Origin of the sequence: Bdellovibrio bacteriovorus, assembly GCF_048286975.1 — a bacterium.
In the GTDB taxonomy this organism is placed as follows: domain Bacteria; phylum Bdellovibrionota; class Bdellovibrionia; order Bdellovibrionales; family Bdellovibrionaceae; genus Bdellovibrio; species Bdellovibrio bacteriovorus_H.
The window spans coordinates 323983-341860 of the sequence record NZ_JBLVRT010000002.1; the positions used below are offsets into that span (position 1 = coordinate 323983).

Sequence of the window (17878 nt, forward strand, 5' to 3'; positions counted from 1 at the left end):
GCGGACAACACAAACGACAAACCCAAGCCGCAAACTTCGACCAGAGTCTGAATTGTCTTTTCAAAGCGGTCAGAACTCACAATCTCTTCTAAGATAGTCCAATGAAGAAAGAGTTCTCTTTACAGACGAAAATTGCCCTGCCCATTCTAACAATCACCTTCATCGCCTTGGCACTCCTAACCTATTTTTCGGCATCACAAAGCTTTCAAACTGCACAATCAGATGCCGAATTCAAAGTCACAAAATCAGCCGAAGCCTTTGCCAATGCTTTCAAAGCAGAATTGGACAGCAGCCTCATGGTGGCTCAGCAGGTGGAAGCCTATCTGGGCACCATTCGCAAGCAACCCACCAAGCATCGCTCGGAGGTCAACGCTGTTCTAAAAACCATGCTGGAGCAGGCACCTTCGGTGTTCGGCCTGTGGGCCACCTTCGAGCCCAATGCCTTTGACGGACAGGATGCGCAATATCTGGGGCAAACAGGATATGAAAAAATAGGCGGCTTCGGACCTTACTGGAATCGTTCCGGTGAAAACGGATCCCTGACCTGGGAAAATGATATCAACTACAATGGTGAATTTTATCTGGCTCCAAAAAATGCCGGCCATCGAATTTTGACTGAACCCTACTATGATGAAGTCAACGGACAGAATCTTTTGATGTCCTCCGCTGCAGCACCGGTCTATGAGGGCAATAAGCTGATGGGTGTCGTGGGTGTGGACTTGCTGCTTTCCCAGCTGGATAAGCAGATTTCCGCAGTGAAACCGTATGAAACATCTGTCGGCTTTCTTATTTCCGACAAATTCAACTATGTCACCAACCCGGATCCGAAGCTGGTGGGAAAGCCTGTGACCCTGGCTTTTGCAAATGAAGAATTCAAGCAAGCCTTGCGTGACGGCCGACTGCTTTTAAAATCAGGCAACGACAGTCAAACCGGCGAAGAGGTGCTTAATCTGCTGGTTCCCGTCTCCATTCCCTACTCAAACACATTCTGGGGAGTCCTGATCTCCACACCCGTTAAAACTGTTTTGGCCAGTGCTTATTCCCTGTTATGGGGTCAGCTTATAGTCTTTGTGATTTGCCTTCTGGTCATGGGCGTCGCGGTGTTTATAATTTCCCGCCGAATCGCCCAGCGCTTCACGACCCTCACATCCCGTCTGGATCAGGCAGAAAATGTCGTCACTGCCGCCATCGACCAGTTGAGCCGTGCCGGACAGAATCTGGCCCAGTCTGCGACTGAGTCCGCAGCCTCCATTGAAGAAACTGTCGCCAGCCTCGAAGAAATGACTTCCATGGTAAAAATGAATGCCGACAATGCCAAAGAGGCTGCCCGCCTGTCATCAGACTCAAATCAAAGCGCAGAACGAGGCAACACCGAAATGAGCGCCTTGGTGGGAGCCATGGGTGAAATCTCGGATTCCTCACGAAAGATCGCAGAAATCAACGGCGTTATTGATGATCTGGCATTCCAGACCAACTTGCTGGCATTAAATGCCTCCGTTGAAGCTGCTCGTGCGGGAGAACACGGCAAAGGCTTTGCCGTTGTAGCCGAAGCCGTCAGAACTCTGGCACAAAAATCCGCCACCGCAGCCAAAGACATTAACAGCCTCATCAATGACTCCATTGAAAAAGTTCAGCGGGGCAGCCATAAAGCTGAAAGCTCTAATACCAATTTGAAGGAAATAGTGGATTCCGTGCGCAAGGTCAGCCATCTGAATGGCGAAATCTCAGCGGCCAGCACTGAGCAATCCACGGGAATCCAGCAAATAAGCAAAGCCATGAATTCCCTGGACCAGGCAATTCAGACCAATGCCGCCTCGGCCGAAGAAATTTCAGCCACGGTTCAGGAAATCCTGAACCAGGCCCATGTGATGAAAAATGTGGTTAACGAAATGAACACGGTGGTTCAAGGCAGCTAGGCGTCGATCCTCGTTTACCTCTGGACTTATGACCAACTTGCGTGTGTTTATACTTTGCCCATGTATGACCTCTGAACAACAGGTAACATTAAGTCTGGAGGATTTACATGAATCAGCTTTTCCTGGGCTTGATATTCGGTATCGTTTCTTCGGCAGCCATAAGCAAAGCCGAGTCCCTGACGTGGCCCAAAGAAGTTGTCACTAAACTTCAGGCCAAGAATCCCCAACAAGCCCTGTGCAATTCACCCCTTTGCATCCAGTCACAGCAGGCTTGTGCTGCTTTCAATAAAAATAAAAACCTGAACCAGCAAAAAGCACCGACGGTGACGCTGAAAGAAGGCCTTTTGATCCTGACGGACGGCCGCAGGACATTGCAGCTGAAAAGAACCGCGACACCCACTCAATTTGAAATTAACAACAAGATTATCGACCTCGCAGATCATCGATCCTTTGAAATCCTTCACAAAGCCATCAACGCCCTGACACCTAAAGTGGCCATGCGTTCATTCTGGATCAACACGGCGGAAGCTCAATGGCGACCGGGTGAAGAAACTGTTTATGACCTTATGTCGGTCTATGCCCATCAAGTGGTGACGTCGACATCGGATCTGGAAACCTGCAAAGCGGCCCAGGAATTCACCAAGCAATGTGCTGTGAATATCGACAAAAGCCCCGACACCAAACTGTTCAAACACTTCCTTGATAAGCTTTCTGAAGGCAAAGCCTTTTCCGCGGAAGACAAACGCATGTTTTCAAACTCCGCAGAGATTCTTTACGTTGAATTGTACCGCATGAGAAAACTGACGGCAGGCTTTGACAAAAAAACAGATGCCCTTCTGGGCTGCCCGTCGACCCGACCGGCTCCGGGACGCTCTGTTGCCAATGATGTTATCGAATGCGCCCAATCACTGGAATCAGGAATGCAAGACATCGCCGGTCTTCCTGCTCTGGTTGCCCAGCTGGACAAGGAAAGCGCGGCAAAGATTGAAGACATCAAAAGGGACACCAGCGCGCTGACCCAAAAGTCTTCGCCAAACAGCCCTCAAAAATCCAAAAGATCTGAAGGCACGCGCTAGAGCTGAACGTACTTAAGCGGCGCTCAGCACTTTCACAGTGGAATTCATGACTTCAGATTTTTCGCTGATATGAGCGGCCGTGTTCACAATCTCGCCCGCTTCGGCGGCATTGCTTTGAATGACCTGATCCAGCTGGTTGATGGCCACGTTGATCTGCTCAATCCCCGCCGACTGCTGTTGACTGGCGTTGGCGATCTCTGAATTCAGTGTTGCCACTTTTTCAATACTGGAAGACATCTGCTTCAGGACATCGCCATTGGCGCGGACCAAAACTGTCCCCTGCTTCACCTGCACGACACTGGTTGAAATCAACTGAGTGATATCCTTGGCCGCAACAGCCGATCGCTGCGCCAAATAACGCACGGCTTCAGCAACGACAGCAAAGCCCTTTCCATGTTCGCCGGCCCGGGCCGCTTCCACCGAGGCATTTAATGCCAGCAGATTCGTCTGGAATGCAATATCATCGATGATGGAAATAATCTCTTCAATTTTCTGACTTGAGGATTCGATCTGAGTCATAGTCTGCACCAGCTCCAGAATCTTCTCTTCGCCGGCTTTTGCCAGGCGCGCAGAGTCCCCGGAAAGCATTGCCGCGTTCTGGGCATTGCCGGTATTCAGACGAACCATCGAGGTGATTTCCTCCAGGGACGCCACGGTCTCTTCAATCGAGGCTGCGGCTCGAGTGGAGGATTCCGCCAGTTGCCCTCCGGTGGAATTCAAATGCTGAATGTCCTCGGTGATCCCGGCCGAGGATTCACTCAAACCCTGGGACAAAGTGGATATCTTTTTCTCGGAGCGTTTGGCACCAAAATAGACCACCGACATCAACAGCATAAGACCGACCAAAGAAAACCCCAGTTGTCGCCATAGTGAAGCATAAGCTGCCGCCAGAATGGTTTTTTCCGGCGTGCGAATGACCAGCGTCCACTTCTGGGAAAGATCATAAATTGACACTGGCAGAACCAGGAAGAACTCCTTACCACGCTCAGAATCAATATCGATACCGCCGATTTCATGCTTTTGCACCAACGCCTGCAGGGCCGCACCGGCTTTGAATTCCTGCATCACTTCGTCCTGGTTTGGTCCTGCGACCACCATCATCTTGTCAGAAACAAGGAAGGACTGGGAATCTGCAAAGGGACGAATTTCCGCCACCAGCTCTTTGATTGTATCAAGACTGATATCAATGCCCACCAAGCCCTTGGCAGTCCCGTTTTGCACGACGGTATAAACCGCCGAGGTCATCACCAGCTCTTTGCCGTTAACGGTGTCTTTGTAGGGTTCCACCAGCATGCTTTGTTTGCTTTGCATGGGTTGGAAATACCAATCCCCCAGATCCGGAGTTTCTTCATTCAGTAAAGTTTTAAAGATAATCTGATCCCCCTGACGAACCCACCAAGGATAGACTCGTCCGGTCTTTTCATGAAATTCGGCATTGGCGAACTGCGCGTCTTTGCCGTCATAGGCATTGGGCTCCCAAGCCGACCAAGTGGCCAGATACTGGGAATCGCTTTTTAGAACTTCACGCAACAACTGATAACTTTTCTTGCGATCCTGCTGATGAGTTTCAGCCTCCATCGCCAGATAGCGCCCCACCACTTCAGCCTGTGCAAATGACTTATCCAGATAGGATTTTATCTGCTGGGCGTACTTGCGCCCCATCTCTTCTGACATTGTGTGCGCTGATTTCTTGGCGTCTTTAAATGAGTCCTGCACCGCCAGAAAGGCAATGCCCCCCAGCACCAGAGTGCCGACAAGCGCGATAGGCAAAGTTAACTGTTGAGTGAATGATAGTTTTCTGAATCCACGAACAAACATACGACAACTCCAGCTTTATCCGAACCTTGACAGATTCGGATGAAAAACTGGCAATGGAGAGAGGACCATGGTCCAGATCCCCTCTCAAATTTGATGTTTTTTCAGAATACTCCCCCGTTGGAATGAGGGACTTTAGTGACCGCCCGCTGTCGCTTTCAAGCCAATGATGGAAACAAGCAACAACGCTAGGAAGAACAGGCGAGCTGGAGTCGCCGCTTCATTAAACAGGAAGATCCCCAGAATCGCTGCCCCCAAGGCACCGATCCCCACCCACACGCCGTACGCGGTGCCGATGGGCAGCACTGTCGCTGCCCGCGCCAGCAAAAACATACTGCCGGCCAATGCAATCAGCGTCAGAACACTGGGAACGAGTTTTGTAAAACCTTCGGTGTATTTAAGGCCGATGGCCCAACCGACTTCAAGAAGACCTGCGATTGCCAAAATGATCCATGCTACTGTGTTAGACATACCAACACTCCTTTCGTTAGAAAAAAGCGTCGTCTTGTCCTGACCGGGTACGTCGCACATCGTCCGGGCACATCAGTCGCAGAAACTGAAATACAAGGCTATTAAAACTTAAAACAGGCAAAAAGTAAAGTTCAGACTCATTTACAAAAGAACTGGCTTGCTCTCCCCTTCCTGCGCCGCCTCGTTCTTGACCCATCCTCAATGGCGGACTAGGTTCAGACCTATGCAAAAACTTAAAGTGTTTCTGTCAGACAGTTTGAATCCTCACCTTAACCTGGCCACGGAAGAATGGATCTTTCACAATCTGGATCCATCACAGCAGGTGTTGTTCTTGTGGCGCAATGAAGAAACCGTGGTGATCGGTCGAAACCAAAACCCCTGGTCTGAGTGCAACCTCGCCAAAATGAAAGAAGAAAAGGTTCACCTGGCCCGCCGCACGACCGGTGGTGGCGCCGTCTTCCATGATTTGCAAAACACCAACTTCACATTCCTGTCGCCAAAAGAATCCTATAAGCGCGAAAACAACGTTCAGATCATCTTTGATGCTTTGAAGACGTTTGGCATCCAGGGCGAAGCTTCCGGGCGCAATGATCTGCTGATCCCGTTCCCCGATGGTCCCCGCAAGTTCAGCGGTAGTGCTTACCGCGAAAAGAAAGACCGCGCTTTCCATCACGGCACTTTGTTGTTGAATACCGATCTGACCCGCCTGGGAAATTACCTGACTCCAAATCCTAAAAAACTTCAGGCCAAGGGCAAAGAATCCGTTCGCGCCCGCGTGGCCAACCTGACGGAAGTGTCCCCAGGGATCAATCACGATCAGATCGTCACCACGATGGTGAAGTCTTTTGAAAACTTCTATGCGGGCAAAGCCGAAATTGAATCCCTGACAATGGAAAGCTTGAAGCTGATTCCGGAACTCAAAGAGCAGTACGACCTGCTCAGTTCCTGGGAGTGGCTGTATGGCAACACCCTGGAGTTCAGCCACAAGATGGATGAATACCTGTCCCTGGGCTTCTTTGATTTCCATTTCAAAGTGGAGGACGGACAGATCAAGGATTTGAAAATCTACACCGACTGCCTGTATCCGCACGTCATCGAAGATCTGACGGACAGTTTGCGTGGCAAAGCCTATCGTGGCGACGCTGTTCGTGAAGCGCTGATGAGTGTTCGGGGCAAGCACAGCGAATTGAATCTGGGCCTTTCCGAAGTGGAAGAATGGCTCTGCAAAAATATCGAAATCTAAACAAACAGAAGATATTCAGCTTCGGCAGCACTCCTGCCGAAGCAACACGCCATTCATCCCGTTTATTACAATCACTCCAGTTCACTCTGCAATTTCACAAAAACTGTCTACAGCACCATCAAGAAATTCAACTTAGACCTGAGTCCATTTTACATACTCACATTCAGCATTAATTTGGCTTAATAAATCGGACCTTTGTTACGATACATACTGTATGAAAACAAAAGTCACCGCCTCCAAAAATATTCTTGCGGCCTTTTTGCTCGTTTCAACTCTCGCTGCGTGTGCCCCATCAACCTCTGACGTCCTAAGCACAGCCCTTCCGGGCACGGACGCAGACAATTCCCAGTCGGTGCCGGGGACGGATGAACCGTCAACTCCGACAACTCCTGAACCCGAAGATGAAATCAAAGACAGCGCCAAGTCGCTGAAGATTCACGCCTTCGCCGACATGAACATCGACACCAGTGGCACCTATGCCAGCGCCACGATCTCGATTGTCAAATCCATGATCTCGCGCCAGCCAGCGGCGATTCTGGGTGTGGGTGATTACATCGACGGCGAAAAGAAAAGTCTTTCCGACAGCACCTATGTGAACATGTGGAATCAGTTCTCGAAAAAAGTTCTGTCGTTCATGCGTGATGCGAATATTCCATTCCTGCCGACGCCGGGTAATCACGATGCCTACTATGCGCAGGAACGCCGTCTGTATGACTCTTTCTGGGGTAACAACAAACCCAATGTGGAATACGTCGATGATGACAACTTCCCGTTCTATTACTCTTTCATCAAGGAAGATGTTTTCTTCGTTTCTTTGGACGATGCGAATTATTCAAAACTTTCCAACCGGACGACCCAACTGGCTTGGCTGAAAGAACAACTGTCTTCCGCCCGCGCCAAGGGGGCCCGTGCCCGCGTGGTGTATGGCCATATTCCGCTTTATTCCATCGTCAGCAGCAAAGCCAACAGCTCGACAGTTTACGAAAACGGTGTCCTGGCTGGTGAACGCCGCACCGCTGGCAGCAACACCCTGGAGGCCATCTTACTAAGTCACAACGTGGATTTGGTCATCTTTGGGCATTCCCATGGATTCTATTCCGGCCACTACACTTATCCGGATGGTAAAAAATTACAGGTTGTTTCCATGCCGTGTGCGGGCAGCTCGCCGAGATATTTGGTGGGCACCAGCACCCGCACTCCGCAGGGTTATGTTGAACTTGTCTTTTCTGAAACGAATCAGCTGACAATTCGCTATTACAATTCATCTGGCACACAACAAAGCCTCAGCTCCCTGCCGGCGTCGCTCACGTTGGATTCTAAAAACGGCGTGAAGTACGTCCGCTAAACAGGCTTGCAATAAAGTAACTTGGTTTTTATTTTCACCGGTCCTAGTCTCCGTGTTTCACAATACGGAGACCTTTCCATGCTTGCTGCATTTCTATCTTTCGCGCTGATCAGTTCAAATGCTTACAGCTTTCTGGATCCTCAATTTGATAAACATGCTGTAAAAACCTACAATCTCGAAGTTTCGGGAAAAGCCATTCCGGAAAAGTGCTACATCCTGCAAAGATTCCCTGGGATGGAAAATAAAATCAACAAAGACGAAGACGCCCTTTGTGCGATGAATCTGTATGCCACCCGCGGCGATCATCCCAAGACACAGATGTACTATGCCTGTCCGAAGGTGAATAGCACTTCGGTGGCGGTGGAATACTACACCATCCCCAAAGGAATGACCGAGGCGCAATTCCAAAAGACAATCTGCCCGCTGACCCGTTCCGCCAAAAAAGCCATGAAAGACAAATCAGGTTATCCGGATAAAGAGGCGAAATTCAAATTTGCCGCTCCTGGAGTTTCCGTCGGCAGCATTCTGGGCTATTCCCGCCTGACTCAACTGTTCAAATCCGTGGATGTTCCTGCCAGCGTTCTGCGCACGGTGGACCTGGACACGGTGTTAAATCATTCTCTGGCTGGTCGCTATCTGGGTTTGCAGATGGGTAACACCTATTTGAATCAATACTGGTACGATCAGATCGGCCACCTGGTTCGGGCCAAGCACGGCAATGTGGCGCAACTGCCGGATGTCTATACCAAGCCTCCTTATGGGTTGGGCATCGTGCCATCATCTTTCTATAAAGATGGGAAACGCCGAGGGCTGTCAGCCAATGCCACCGCCTATTGGACAACACGTATCCTGACTGAAGACAAACGGCAGGTCTTTGGCGTGCTGGCAGAAAATCCGGGTAACGAAGAGCTGTACGCGGAAGCTTTCGGTTTGAAATCAGACAAGACCCGCATTGATCAGTTCCGCAATAGCAGTGTCTTCTGGCCGCTCCTGAAAGACCCGCGCCCCATCGCACAAGTACTGGGCAGTAACGAATTGAGCAAAGCCGGTCAAAAAATGCTGGGTATGCAGGACTCCTCTGACATGCTGGTGATGGATTTCCTGTTGGATCAGGCTGACCGTATCGGGAACATCCACTACAAACGCCGCCAGTTCTTTAAAACTGCGCAGGGCACTTTGGACAGTATCTCGGACAAAAAATACAAAGAACTTCTGGCGAAGCCCGCGAATATGCTGACTCCGGCCGAAGTGGAAGTCCTTAGCGCCATCAAGCAGACCGGCGTTTCTTTGAAGGTCATGCTTCTGAAAGACAACGACGGTGGCTTTGATATGAACACGGCAAAGAAATACGCGCTGATTGCCGATGTCAAAAAAACCTCTGCCACTTATGACACGTGGAAGGACAATGCCGATCTGTTCCTGAATGCGACCATGGTGGTGAAACATTTCAGCCCTCACACTTATAAAGGTGTGATGCGCTTGTATGGACAGGTCTTTGGAACGCCCGAATCCCAGTTGGCGATGGAAACTTATTTCCGCAACTCATTGCAGTTCACGGCGGCGGAATACAAGATCTTTAAAAACAATTTACTCAGCTTGTACCGCGCTCTTTACAAGAACTGTAAAAGCGGCCACCTGTTCCTGGATCTGGACATCAAGGATTACTTCTCAAACAATCCGAATCCGGTGCTGACGACAACACCGGGCGTGTGTGAAGGGCAGTTCTAGATAAGGAACGGTCCCAGGGCGATGGCAGCTGGTACGATTTGCACCAGCGCTGCCCGCCACAACCGGCGTGATGATAGGATCAGCACCAGCCCCGCCGCGATGATGGACACCAAACCATAGATCACCAGGGTGGTGCCCGCAGCGCGAGTGACCTCGCCTGTTCGCAAATGCAAACCGAGCAAAATCGCCACCGCCAAAAACAAGTTATAAAAACCCTGATTAAAGGCCATCAACTTGGTGGTCGCGGCCTCGGCTTCCGTGACGCCGAAAGTCTTATTAGTCCTTTTACGCCCCCAAAGCAGGCTTTCCAGAGCGAAAATGTACACATGAATAAGTGCCGGAACGAGAGCAAATGATATTTCCATAGGCTAAGTGTGCGGAGCCCTTCCCCGTTCGTCAATCCCGCCGCTGCGCAAAGCAGAGTTCCCGCACCAACTCTTGACCGGCTTCAGGGGCCGCGCTAGCTTTGGTCGTTAATCATTAGCAATATAACGCACCGATTCCTGAATGCCTTAGGAACTCGCCTGCGCGGATTTCGCCGGAGGAAAAAATGGCTGAGTATATCAATCCAGATTATGTTCCAGAACCAGAGAAAATGAACGTTAAAAAGGGTCTTGATGGCGTTGTTATGGATACGTCTTCTGTATCCAAAGTAAACCCTCACACCAATTCTTTGATCTATCGCGGTTACCCGGTTCAAGACCTGGCTGAAAACTGCTCTTTCGAAGAAGTAGCCTTCTTGATGTACAATGGCGAGTTGCCAAATGCAGGTCAACTTGCAGAGTTCTCCAAAAAAGAACGCAGCTACCGTGAAATCTCCACAACTTTGTTGAACGTGATCAAAGCACTTCCACAAAAATGTCACCCAATGGATTCCATCCGCACGGCTGTTTCCTTCCTGGGCGCTGAAGATGCACGCATCTGGGATGCCTCCCCTGCAACGAACATGGACAAAGCCATGATGTTGCTTGCGAAAATCCCGACAATGGTTGCAGCGGACTACCGCTTCAAAAAAGGTTTGGATTTCATTCCACCTAAATCTGATTTGTCCATCGCGGAAAACTTCTTCCACATGTGCTTCGGTAAAGTTCCACAAAAAGAAGTTGTTAAAGCTTTCGACGTTTCTTTGATCCTTTACGCTGAACACAGCTTCAATGCTTCCACGTTCACAGCACGTGTTGTGACCTCCACTCAGTCTGACATCTACTCTGCAACTGTTGCAGGTATCGGTGCCCTGAAAGGTCCTTTGCACGGTGGCGCGAACGAAATGGTTATGCACATGATGAAAGAAATCGCTGATCCTGCGAAAGCAGAACAGTGGATGCTGGATGCTTTGGCGCAGAAGAAAAAAGTCATGGGCTTCGGTCACCGCGTTTACCGCTCTGGCGATTCCCGCGTTCCAACCATGAAAAAGTACGCTCAAGTTATGGCTGACGTGACTGGCGAACAAAAATGGATGCAGATGTACACGGCTTTGGAAAAAGTCATGGTAGACAAGAAAAAGATCTACCCGAACCTGGATTTCCCAGCGGGTCCTGCTTACTACATGATGGGCTTCGAGATCGACTTCTTCACACCGATCTTCGTGATGGCTCGTACAACGGGCTGGTCTGCACACATCATGGAGCAAACTGCTGACAACCGCATCATCCGTCCTCTTTCCGAGTACGTGGGTGCTGAACAGCGCAAAGTGACTCCAATCAGCGAGCGCAAATAGTTTTTAACCAAAAGTTAAAACGAAAAAAGGGAGCCTTCTGGCTCCCTTTTTTTATGCAAAAGTAAGCAGGTACCTTTTAAAAGGATGGTCAAAAAGGTCCTTATGCAAGGCGGAGGGGGTTCTCTGAAACGGAGGCGTGCTTCTAGCACGTCGGAGAGAAAGAGGTCCCCCGACAACGCAGTCAGAAGGGTCTTTTTCACCATCCTTAGTTAAGTGCGATCATTTTGGAGTCGTAGCGCATTCTTTCTTCATTATAGTCCGCCAGCGTTCGCTCGGCTTGCGCGGCAAAGGCCGGATCTTCACTGGAATGCTCCAGCGTTGTCCGAGTCGTATTCACTGACAGCACATAGTCACTTTTTCTGATCAAGTTCTGGAAATCAAATTCATACAGCTTTTTGAACTGCCCGTGACTGGAGCGACGTAGCTTCATCAGTTCGGTCATGGCCTGCAAATGACCCAGCACGCGCTGCGAATACTCGTCCTTCACCATATCGAAATCAATATTCTTCTGCCAGCGCTGAAACGCGCCCATCGAGGAAATCTCCAGATAGCGGCCGATTTGCAGATCCAGGCCTTCTGCAGAAGTTTTGGCTTTATTCAAACCCAGCAGCAGCTTTTGTTTGGATGCCAATCCATGTACAGCGGCGCCCTTTGTCGGCTGTCTCACCGTGAGACTTTTGCGCTGAAGTGAAGCTAATGACAGTTCACCCGCCAGAAGGGTCAGCCCCACAAAGAAAATCGCCAGAGTTCTGCTGTAAAGTTTCATTTTATTGCTCATGCCTAAGAATCAATACAAGGCTCGTGCCGTGTCTGAATTTGAGACAAAAGATGGTTGCCAAAAACCCCGGGGTTTTATGAAATACCCCTGAACTGTTTCAAGGAGACTGAATGAAGCGAATGATTCTGCTGGCGCTGGCTCTTTCTGCCTGCACTCACAAGACCCCGGACAAAGCCACCCATGTTCAGCATCTGGCGACAACCTACGTGTCCACCCTGCCTGCCCGCGGTGTCGACTATTCTGCCAAAATTGAACGTGTGGCCTTCGGTTCCTGCGCAAACCAGGACGAACCCCAGCCGATCTGGAACACCATCGCGGCCACCCACCCGGATCTGTTCCTGTTCACCGGAGACAATATCTATGGCAGCTGGTCCGGTCAGCAACCCCTCGCCGAACAATATCGCAAGCTGGATCTGCTTCCAGAATATCGTGCCGTTCGCGAAAAGGTTCCTTTCATGGCCACCTGGGATGATCATGACTTTGGCCAGCGTGACGGCGGCCAGGAATGGACGGGCAAAGATGCCGCCCGTCGTGATTTCATGAACTATTGGACCTACACCCGCAACAGCATGCCGCTGGAGCAAGGGGGCGTTTATCATAGCAAAATCATCGGACCGAAAAAACAAATGGTTCAGGTGATTATGCTCGATACACGTTATTACCGCAGCCCCTTAAAAGAACGCCCGGGCTTTGAAGGCAAAGCAATGAATTACATCCCCCAGGATGAAGGCACCATTCTGGGTGAGCATCAGTGGGAATGGCTGGAAGCCCAGTTGAAGCGCCCGGCGAATGTACGCTTTATCGTCAGCAGCATTCAGCTGATTGCCGATGACCCGCAATTTGAAAAATGGGGGAACTTCCCGAAAGAACGTCAAAGATTCTTTGATCTGATAAAATCCACCCGCGCCAAGAATGTGATCGTCATCAGCGGCGACCGTCATATCGCCTCCATCGCCAAAACAGATCTGAAGGGTTATGGCCCGCTATACGATATCACTGCCAGCTCTCTGAATCGTCCGAATAAATACCCGGACGCCGACAGTCACTATGTGGGCACCACCTACAATCAGGAAAACTTCGGCCTGGCAGAAATTGACTGGAAGAAAAAGGCCGTCGCCATGCAGATTCGCAGCATGGATAATAAAGTTGTAAACTCAGTCGAAATCAAACTGAAGTAGCTACTTGTCCGAAACACTCCAGTCAGGTCTGATGGCGGATTCCCGCGAAGGGCCGCCGTTAAACAAGGTGCGAGCCCAAAGGACGATCTCATCCACCGCCGAATCAAGATGGGTTTCATCCACGACCTGAGTCGGAATATCCAGATGATCCACCGCCAGATTGCGGCTGTCATCCATGGCACTTTCCACTATCACCAGGCCTTTCAGATTGCAGCCTTCCTGACAGACCTGCGCCAGATATTCGGCGCCAACACTCACGCCCACACCGATGATGCGATCTTTATCGACACTGGCGTGATTTTCCAGGAAATTCAAAGCCGCGCGGATGTCCTGCAGCCGCTTGCTGGGGGATTCCCAGGGCTGTGGCGCCAGCTCGTCTTCACTAAAATAACTGTGATCCATGATCAGGGTGATAAATCCCTCGGCACTGACCTCCCGGGCCAGTCTTTCGGTCACCTGAGCCGTGGCCCCCGTCATCGAACCTTCAAAAAGACAGGCCGCAAATATTTCAGAAGAGTCTTCGGGTAAAAAAAGAGTCCCCTCCAGCATGCGACCTTGAGACGTGAAATCGACAGTGAGTTTCATGGCGAACCTCCCACTGTCTTTAAAAGTAAAACGAGCTTGCAGAAGGCACACAGGTATTCAGACTAAAATGTCGCAAAACAGCAGACATCCCCGACGGAGGTCTTTACTCCAAACTGAGCAATTGCAGATTGATCATAAAATTGCGCGCAATACGATAGGCGCGTTCTTTGGCTTCATTCGCCTTAATACCCACGAAGTGTTCATCGACGGTTTCAACAAAAAGTCGCAGCCACTGTTCAAAGTGCCCGCGTTCCAAATTCAATTTGGTATGTGGAGGAAATGGCCGTCCACGATAAGAGTCTTCACCCAACAGTAAATCCGACCAAAAATTGTAAAGCTTGGGCAAATGTTCTTCCCAATCCACTTTCGCCACATCCGTAAAAATCGGGCCGATATAACCATCCGCGCGAACTTTTGCGTAAAAGCCGTCGACCAGGACTTTGATGTCCTCGCGGCTTTCCAGGGGTTTTCTTGATGCGGGTGTTGTCATAAAATCCTCCCTATGCAATGGGTAATACATCCAGATCCTTGGGACGAATCCTGCGCAGTTCTTCCGGGATCGATTTCAGAATGGCTTCGCCCAGAGCTTCGATCAGTTCGTTCTTATAGTGCTCACGACGATACACCAGACCGATTTCCCGCGCTGGAATCGGACGCTCGAAAGGCACCAGCTGACTGCGGTCGCCCAGATGCTCGGTCGCCAAATGCGGCAGCAACGTATAGCCACCATACAAATCCACCAGGTTTTTTAAAGTTTCAAGACTGCCGCTTTCAAATTTGTAGCGACGCCCCTGCCCTTTGCCTTTTCTTACCGAGCAAATATCCAGCACCTGATTGCGCAGGCAGTGACCTTCCTCCAGCAGCCAGATGTCGTCCATGCCCAGGTTCTGGTATTTGATCTTTTTCATATGCGCATATTCGTGATTCTTTTCACACAACACATAGAAGGGTTCATAATACAAAGGGAATTCGAACATCTTGGCCATCTGAGTGGGAGTCGCCAGGACACCGACATCGATTTCATCCCCATTCAAAGCCTCAAGAATTTGATCCGTCTGCAGCTCACGGATGTTCAGATCGACTTCCGGAAACATTTCCTCCACCACAGGCAAAAGTCGGGGCAAGAGATAAGGAGCCACGGTAGGAATGACACCAATAGACAAGGTTCCTTGTTTAGCGCCTTGTTGCTCATGCTGAATAATGCTCTCAATTTTTCTGGACTCAAAAAGGACCGTCTGAATTTGGGATATCAGCTTTTTACCCATGTGTGTCAGTAAAATGGGCTTTTTAGATCGGTCAAAGATCACCACCCCCAAATCCTCTTCCAGCTTCTGTATTTGCATGCTGAGCGTGGGTTGAGTCACGTGGCAGGCCTCGGCCGCCTTGGCAAAATGACCGTGCTTATGGACAGCCATAACGTATTCCAGCTGCGTCAAAGAAAAGTTCAATTTTGGGCTCATAAAAGGGCTCCTTAGGCTCAATTATGCCGCAATAGACAAAATCTATCAATGCATATTTACAATCGATTTCACTAAAAAGGGTTGATCCCGTAGTCTCAAAGACGAAAGATGTCCACTAACAACAAACAACGCTGGTGGACCTGATTTTTTATTTAGGCCCTAAGGCCACAACCTAACCACTTTATTCGAAGGAGAATAAATGCAAACTATCATCAACACGAAAGTGCCAGATTTCAAAGTTCAAGCTTTCCACCACGGTGATTTCAAAACCGTGACTCAGAACGACCTTAAAGGTAAATGGTCCATCTTCTTCTTCTACCCTGCGGATTTCACATTCGTATGCCCTACTGAATTGGGTGACATGGCTGACAAATACGCTGAATTCCAAAAAATCGGTGTGGAAGTTTACGGTGTTTCCACTGACACTCACTTCACTCACAAAGCATGGCATGATGCTTCTGAGACAATCAAAAAAATCAAATACCCAATGTTGGCAGACCCTACCTTCCAATTGACTCGCGCATTCGGCGTGCACATTGAAGAAGAAGGTTTGGCTTACCGTGGTACTTTCCTGGTGAACCCAGAAGGTAAAATCGTTTTGGCTGAAGTTCAGGACAACGGTATCGGCCGTAATGCTGATGAATTGTTCCGTAAAACTCAAGCAGCTCAATACATCGCTGCAAACCCAGGCGAAGTTTGCCCTGCGAAATGGACTCCAGGCAAATCCACTCTGAAACCAGGTCTTGATCTGGTTGGTAAAATCTAATTTAGATTTTACTGAATGTGCGAGTCCCCGCTCCGGCGGGGACAAGCCAACAACCGCAGAACAGAAATTAGCTGAAAGTTGTAAATGCAAGGCGGGAGAAGGAAGCCGTACTCCTGTACGGCGACGCCGACCAACGCAGCAGTTGCAATTTTCAGGTAATTTCCCCCCGAACGGAGGTCACAATGTTAGACTCTTCTCTTCTTGAACAACTAAGATCAGTCTTTGGCGCTCTTGAAAACACGGTTGAGCTTGTCTATGAAAACAGCTCTCACGAAGATCAAAAAGATCTTTTGGACATGCTTCAAAGCGTTGCCAGCACCTCGGACAAAATCACCCTGACTCAAAATGCCTCTGGCTCTTCGCCGATGCCTCAGTTCCGCATTGACTATAAAGGCAAGCACACGGGCATCGTGTTCAAAGGTATTCCCGGCGGTCACGAATTCACTTCATTGATCCTGGCGATCCTGAACACCGATGGCAAAGGCAAGCTTTTGGACAGCGTGATTGCGGACCGCGTTCGCCGTCTGAATAAAAACATCACTGTTCAGTCTTACATCTCTTTGACCTGTGAAAACTGTCCTGAAGTGGTGCAGGCTCTGAATCAGATTGCTTTGATTCACGGAAGCCTTCGCCATGAAATCATCGATGGCGGCTATGTTCAGGACGATATCAAGTCCCTGGGAATCCAGGGTGTTCCCAGTCTGGTGGCGAACGCTAAGATGTTCCACTCGGGCCGCATCCAGCTTTTGGATCTGGTCAGCAAACTGGAATCCACATTTGGTGTCGACGCGAATGCAGCACCATCTGAACCTGTGAACAAAAATCTGGGTCACTTTGACGTGCTTGTTATCGGCGGCGGCCCTGCGGGGGCATCCGCTGCGATCTATACAGTTCGTAAAGGTCTTTCCACAGCCATGATCACTGAAAAAATCGGCGGTCAGGTCCAGGAAACCAAAGGCATCGAAAACCTGATTGGCGTGACTTACACCGAAGGCCCCCAACTGGCAGCACAGCTGAATCAGCACATTGCCAGCTATCCGGTGAAGGTTCTGGAAAACCGTCGCGTGAAAAAGATCCACACGGAAAGCAAAGTCAAAGCCATCGAACTGGAAAGTGGCGAACACCTGACCGCCGACGCGATCATCGTCACTACGGGGGCGAAATGGCGCGAATTGGGCGTGGAAGGTGAAAAAGAGTATCTGGGCCGTGGCGTGGCTTACTGCCCACACTGTGACGGTCCATTCTATAAAGGCAAAAAGGTCGCTGTGATCGGCGGAGGAAACTCGGGCGTGGAAGCGGCAATCGATCTGGCCGGCATTGTTCGCGAAGTCGTGGTGTTTGAATACAACGATCAGCTGAAAGCCGACAAGATCCTGGTCGACAAACTGAAATCCCTGCCCAACGTGTCCATCGTGACCAGCGCCAAAACTGAAAAAGTCATCGGTGACGGCAACAAGGTTCAGCAGATCCAGTATTTGGATCGTTCCCTCAATAAAGAGGAAAAAATGGACCTGGATGGCATCTTTGTGCAGATCGGCCTTGTGCCGAACAGCCAGTTCCTCAAAGACACGGTGGAGCTGACCAAGTTCGGCGAAATCATCGTCGATGAAAAAGGTCGCACTTCAGCCAAGGGCATCTACGCAGCTGGCGACGTCACCACGACGCCGTACAAGCAGATCGTGATCGCCATGGGTGAAGGCGCCAAAGCCGCCCTGGCCGCCTTTGAAGACCGTATGTACCATTCTTAATCCATGGGCCCCACCCTCTTGGGGCCCATTTTCCACTTCTGCGCAAAGCATC

At 50.0% G+C, this 17878-nt stretch carries 16 protein-coding genes and 1 riboswitch; of the genes, 9 read left to right on the forward strand and 7 right to left on the reverse strand.

What is annotated here, in order from left to right; translation table 11 throughout:
* The first annotated feature begins 101 nt into the window (after window positions 1–101).
* Both ACNQKP_RS09810 and ACNQKP_RS09815 read left to right on the forward strand, forming a co-directional pair.
* Window positions 102–1916 (forward strand): methyl-accepting chemotaxis protein, encoded by a 1815-nt coding sequence (locus tag ACNQKP_RS09810; protein WP_417864480.1) that lies wholly within the window; start codon window positions 102–104, stop codon window positions 1914–1916.
* A 107-nt stretch (window positions 1917–2023) separates the two neighbouring features.
* Complete coding sequence (locus ACNQKP_RS09815; protein ID WP_417864482.1) at window positions 2024–2992, forward strand: hypothetical protein; 969 nt, start codon at window positions 2024–2026, stop codon at window positions 2990–2992.
* Window positions 2993–3004: 12 nt separating this feature from the next.
* On the opposite strand, the gene ACNQKP_RS09820 is transcribed toward ACNQKP_RS09815, so the two are convergent.
* Window positions 3005–4810 (reverse strand): methyl-accepting chemotaxis protein, encoded by a 1806-nt coding sequence (locus tag ACNQKP_RS09820; protein WP_417864483.1) that lies wholly within the window; start codon window positions 4808–4810, stop codon window positions 3005–3007.
* A 132-nt stretch (window positions 4811–4942) separates the two neighbouring features.
* Window positions 4943–5278 carry a quaternary ammonium compound efflux SMR transporter SugE gene (gene sugE, locus ACNQKP_RS09825; protein WP_417864485.1) on the reverse strand — a complete coding sequence of 112 codons (336 nt, stop codon included), beginning with the start codon at window positions 5276–5278 and terminating at the stop codon, window positions 4943–4945.
* Between the two features lie 23 nt (window positions 5279–5301).
* A riboswitch (guanidine-III (ykkC-III) riboswitch) is annotated at window positions 5302–5372 on the reverse strand.
* A 129-nt stretch (window positions 5373–5501) separates the two neighbouring features.
* On the opposite strand from sugE, the gene ACNQKP_RS09830 reads away from it, so the two are divergent.
* The 3 genes from ACNQKP_RS09830 (at window position 5502) to ACNQKP_RS09840 (ending at window position 9594) form a co-directional block, all read left to right on the forward strand.
* Window positions 5502–6521 carry a lipoate--protein ligase gene (locus ACNQKP_RS09830; protein ID WP_417864487.1) on the forward strand — a complete coding sequence of 340 codons (1020 nt, stop codon included), beginning with the start codon at window positions 5502–5504 and terminating at the stop codon, window positions 6519–6521.
* Between the two features lie 214 nt (window positions 6522–6735).
* The gene (locus tag ACNQKP_RS09835; protein WP_417864489.1) at window positions 6736–7866 is read left to right on the forward strand and encodes a metallophosphoesterase family protein; all 1131 of its coding nucleotides are present in this window, start codon (window positions 6736–6738) and stop codon (window positions 7864–7866) included.
* Between the two features lie 78 nt (window positions 7867–7944).
* A complete protein-coding gene (locus tag ACNQKP_RS09840) occupies window positions 7945–9594 on the forward strand; it encodes a hypothetical protein (RefSeq protein WP_417864491.1) in 1650 nt (549 codons plus the stop codon).
* Here the strand turns inward: ACNQKP_RS09840 and ACNQKP_RS09845 are convergent.
* Entirely contained in the window at window positions 9591–9959 is a 369-nt protein-coding gene (locus ACNQKP_RS09845; RefSeq protein ID WP_417864493.1) for a DUF1304 domain-containing protein, read from the reverse strand. The two genes, ACNQKP_RS09840 and ACNQKP_RS09845, sit on opposite strands and share 4 nt — an antisense overlap.
* A 185-nt stretch (window positions 9960–10144) precedes the next feature.
* Here ACNQKP_RS09845 and ACNQKP_RS09850 point away from each other — a divergent pair, with 185 nt between their 5' ends.
* Window positions 10145–11311 (forward strand): bifunctional 2-methylcitrate synthase/citrate synthase, encoded by a 1167-nt coding sequence (locus ACNQKP_RS09850; RefSeq protein WP_417864495.1) that lies wholly within the window; start codon window positions 10145–10147, stop codon window positions 11309–11311.
* Window positions 11312–11516: 205 nt separating this feature from the next.
* Here ACNQKP_RS09850 and ACNQKP_RS09855 read toward each other — a convergent pair whose 3' ends face one another.
* On the reverse strand, window positions 11517–12089 hold the full coding sequence (locus ACNQKP_RS09855; RefSeq protein WP_417864497.1) for a hypothetical protein: 573 nt from the start codon (window positions 12087–12089) through the stop codon (window positions 11517–11519).
* Window positions 12090–12199: 110 nt separating this feature from the next.
* Here ACNQKP_RS09855 and ACNQKP_RS09860 point away from each other — a divergent pair, with 110 nt between their 5' ends.
* Window positions 12200–13267 (forward strand): alkaline phosphatase D family protein, encoded by a 1068-nt coding sequence (locus ACNQKP_RS09860; RefSeq protein ID WP_417864499.1) that lies wholly within the window; start codon window positions 12200–12202, stop codon window positions 13265–13267.
* On the opposite strand, the gene ACNQKP_RS09865 is transcribed toward ACNQKP_RS09860, so the two are convergent.
* The 3 genes from ACNQKP_RS09865 to ACNQKP_RS09875 form a co-directional block, all read right to left on the reverse strand.
* Complete coding sequence (locus ACNQKP_RS09865) at window positions 13268–13852, reverse strand: alpha/beta hydrolase (RefSeq protein WP_417864500.1); 585 nt, start codon at window positions 13850–13852, stop codon at window positions 13268–13270. It abuts the gene before it with no gap.
* 103 nt (window positions 13853–13955) lie between these two features.
* Window positions 13956–14342: a group III truncated hemoglobin gene (locus ACNQKP_RS09870; protein WP_417864501.1), complete on the reverse strand. Its 387-nt coding sequence runs from the start codon at window positions 14340–14342 to the stop codon at window positions 13956–13958.
* A gap of 10 nt (window positions 14343–14352) precedes the next feature.
* Window positions 14353–15312 carry a hydrogen peroxide-inducible genes activator gene (locus tag ACNQKP_RS09875; protein WP_417864502.1) on the reverse strand — a complete coding sequence of 320 codons (960 nt, stop codon included), beginning with the start codon at window positions 15310–15312 and terminating at the stop codon, window positions 14353–14355.
* Window positions 15313–15511: 199 nt separating this feature from the next.
* On the opposite strand from ACNQKP_RS09875, the gene ahpC reads away from it, so the two are divergent.
* Window positions 15512–16078: an alkyl hydroperoxide reductase subunit C gene (gene ahpC, locus ACNQKP_RS09880; RefSeq protein ID WP_011164920.1), complete on the forward strand. Its 567-nt coding sequence runs from the start codon at window positions 15512–15514 to the stop codon at window positions 16076–16078.
* A 182-nt stretch (window positions 16079–16260) separates the two neighbouring features.
* The gene (gene ahpF, locus ACNQKP_RS09885) at window positions 16261–17826 is read left to right on the forward strand and encodes an alkyl hydroperoxide reductase subunit F (protein WP_417864503.1); all 1566 of its coding nucleotides are present in this window, start codon (window positions 16261–16263) and stop codon (window positions 17824–17826) included.
* Window positions 17827–17878 lie beyond the last annotated feature (52 nt).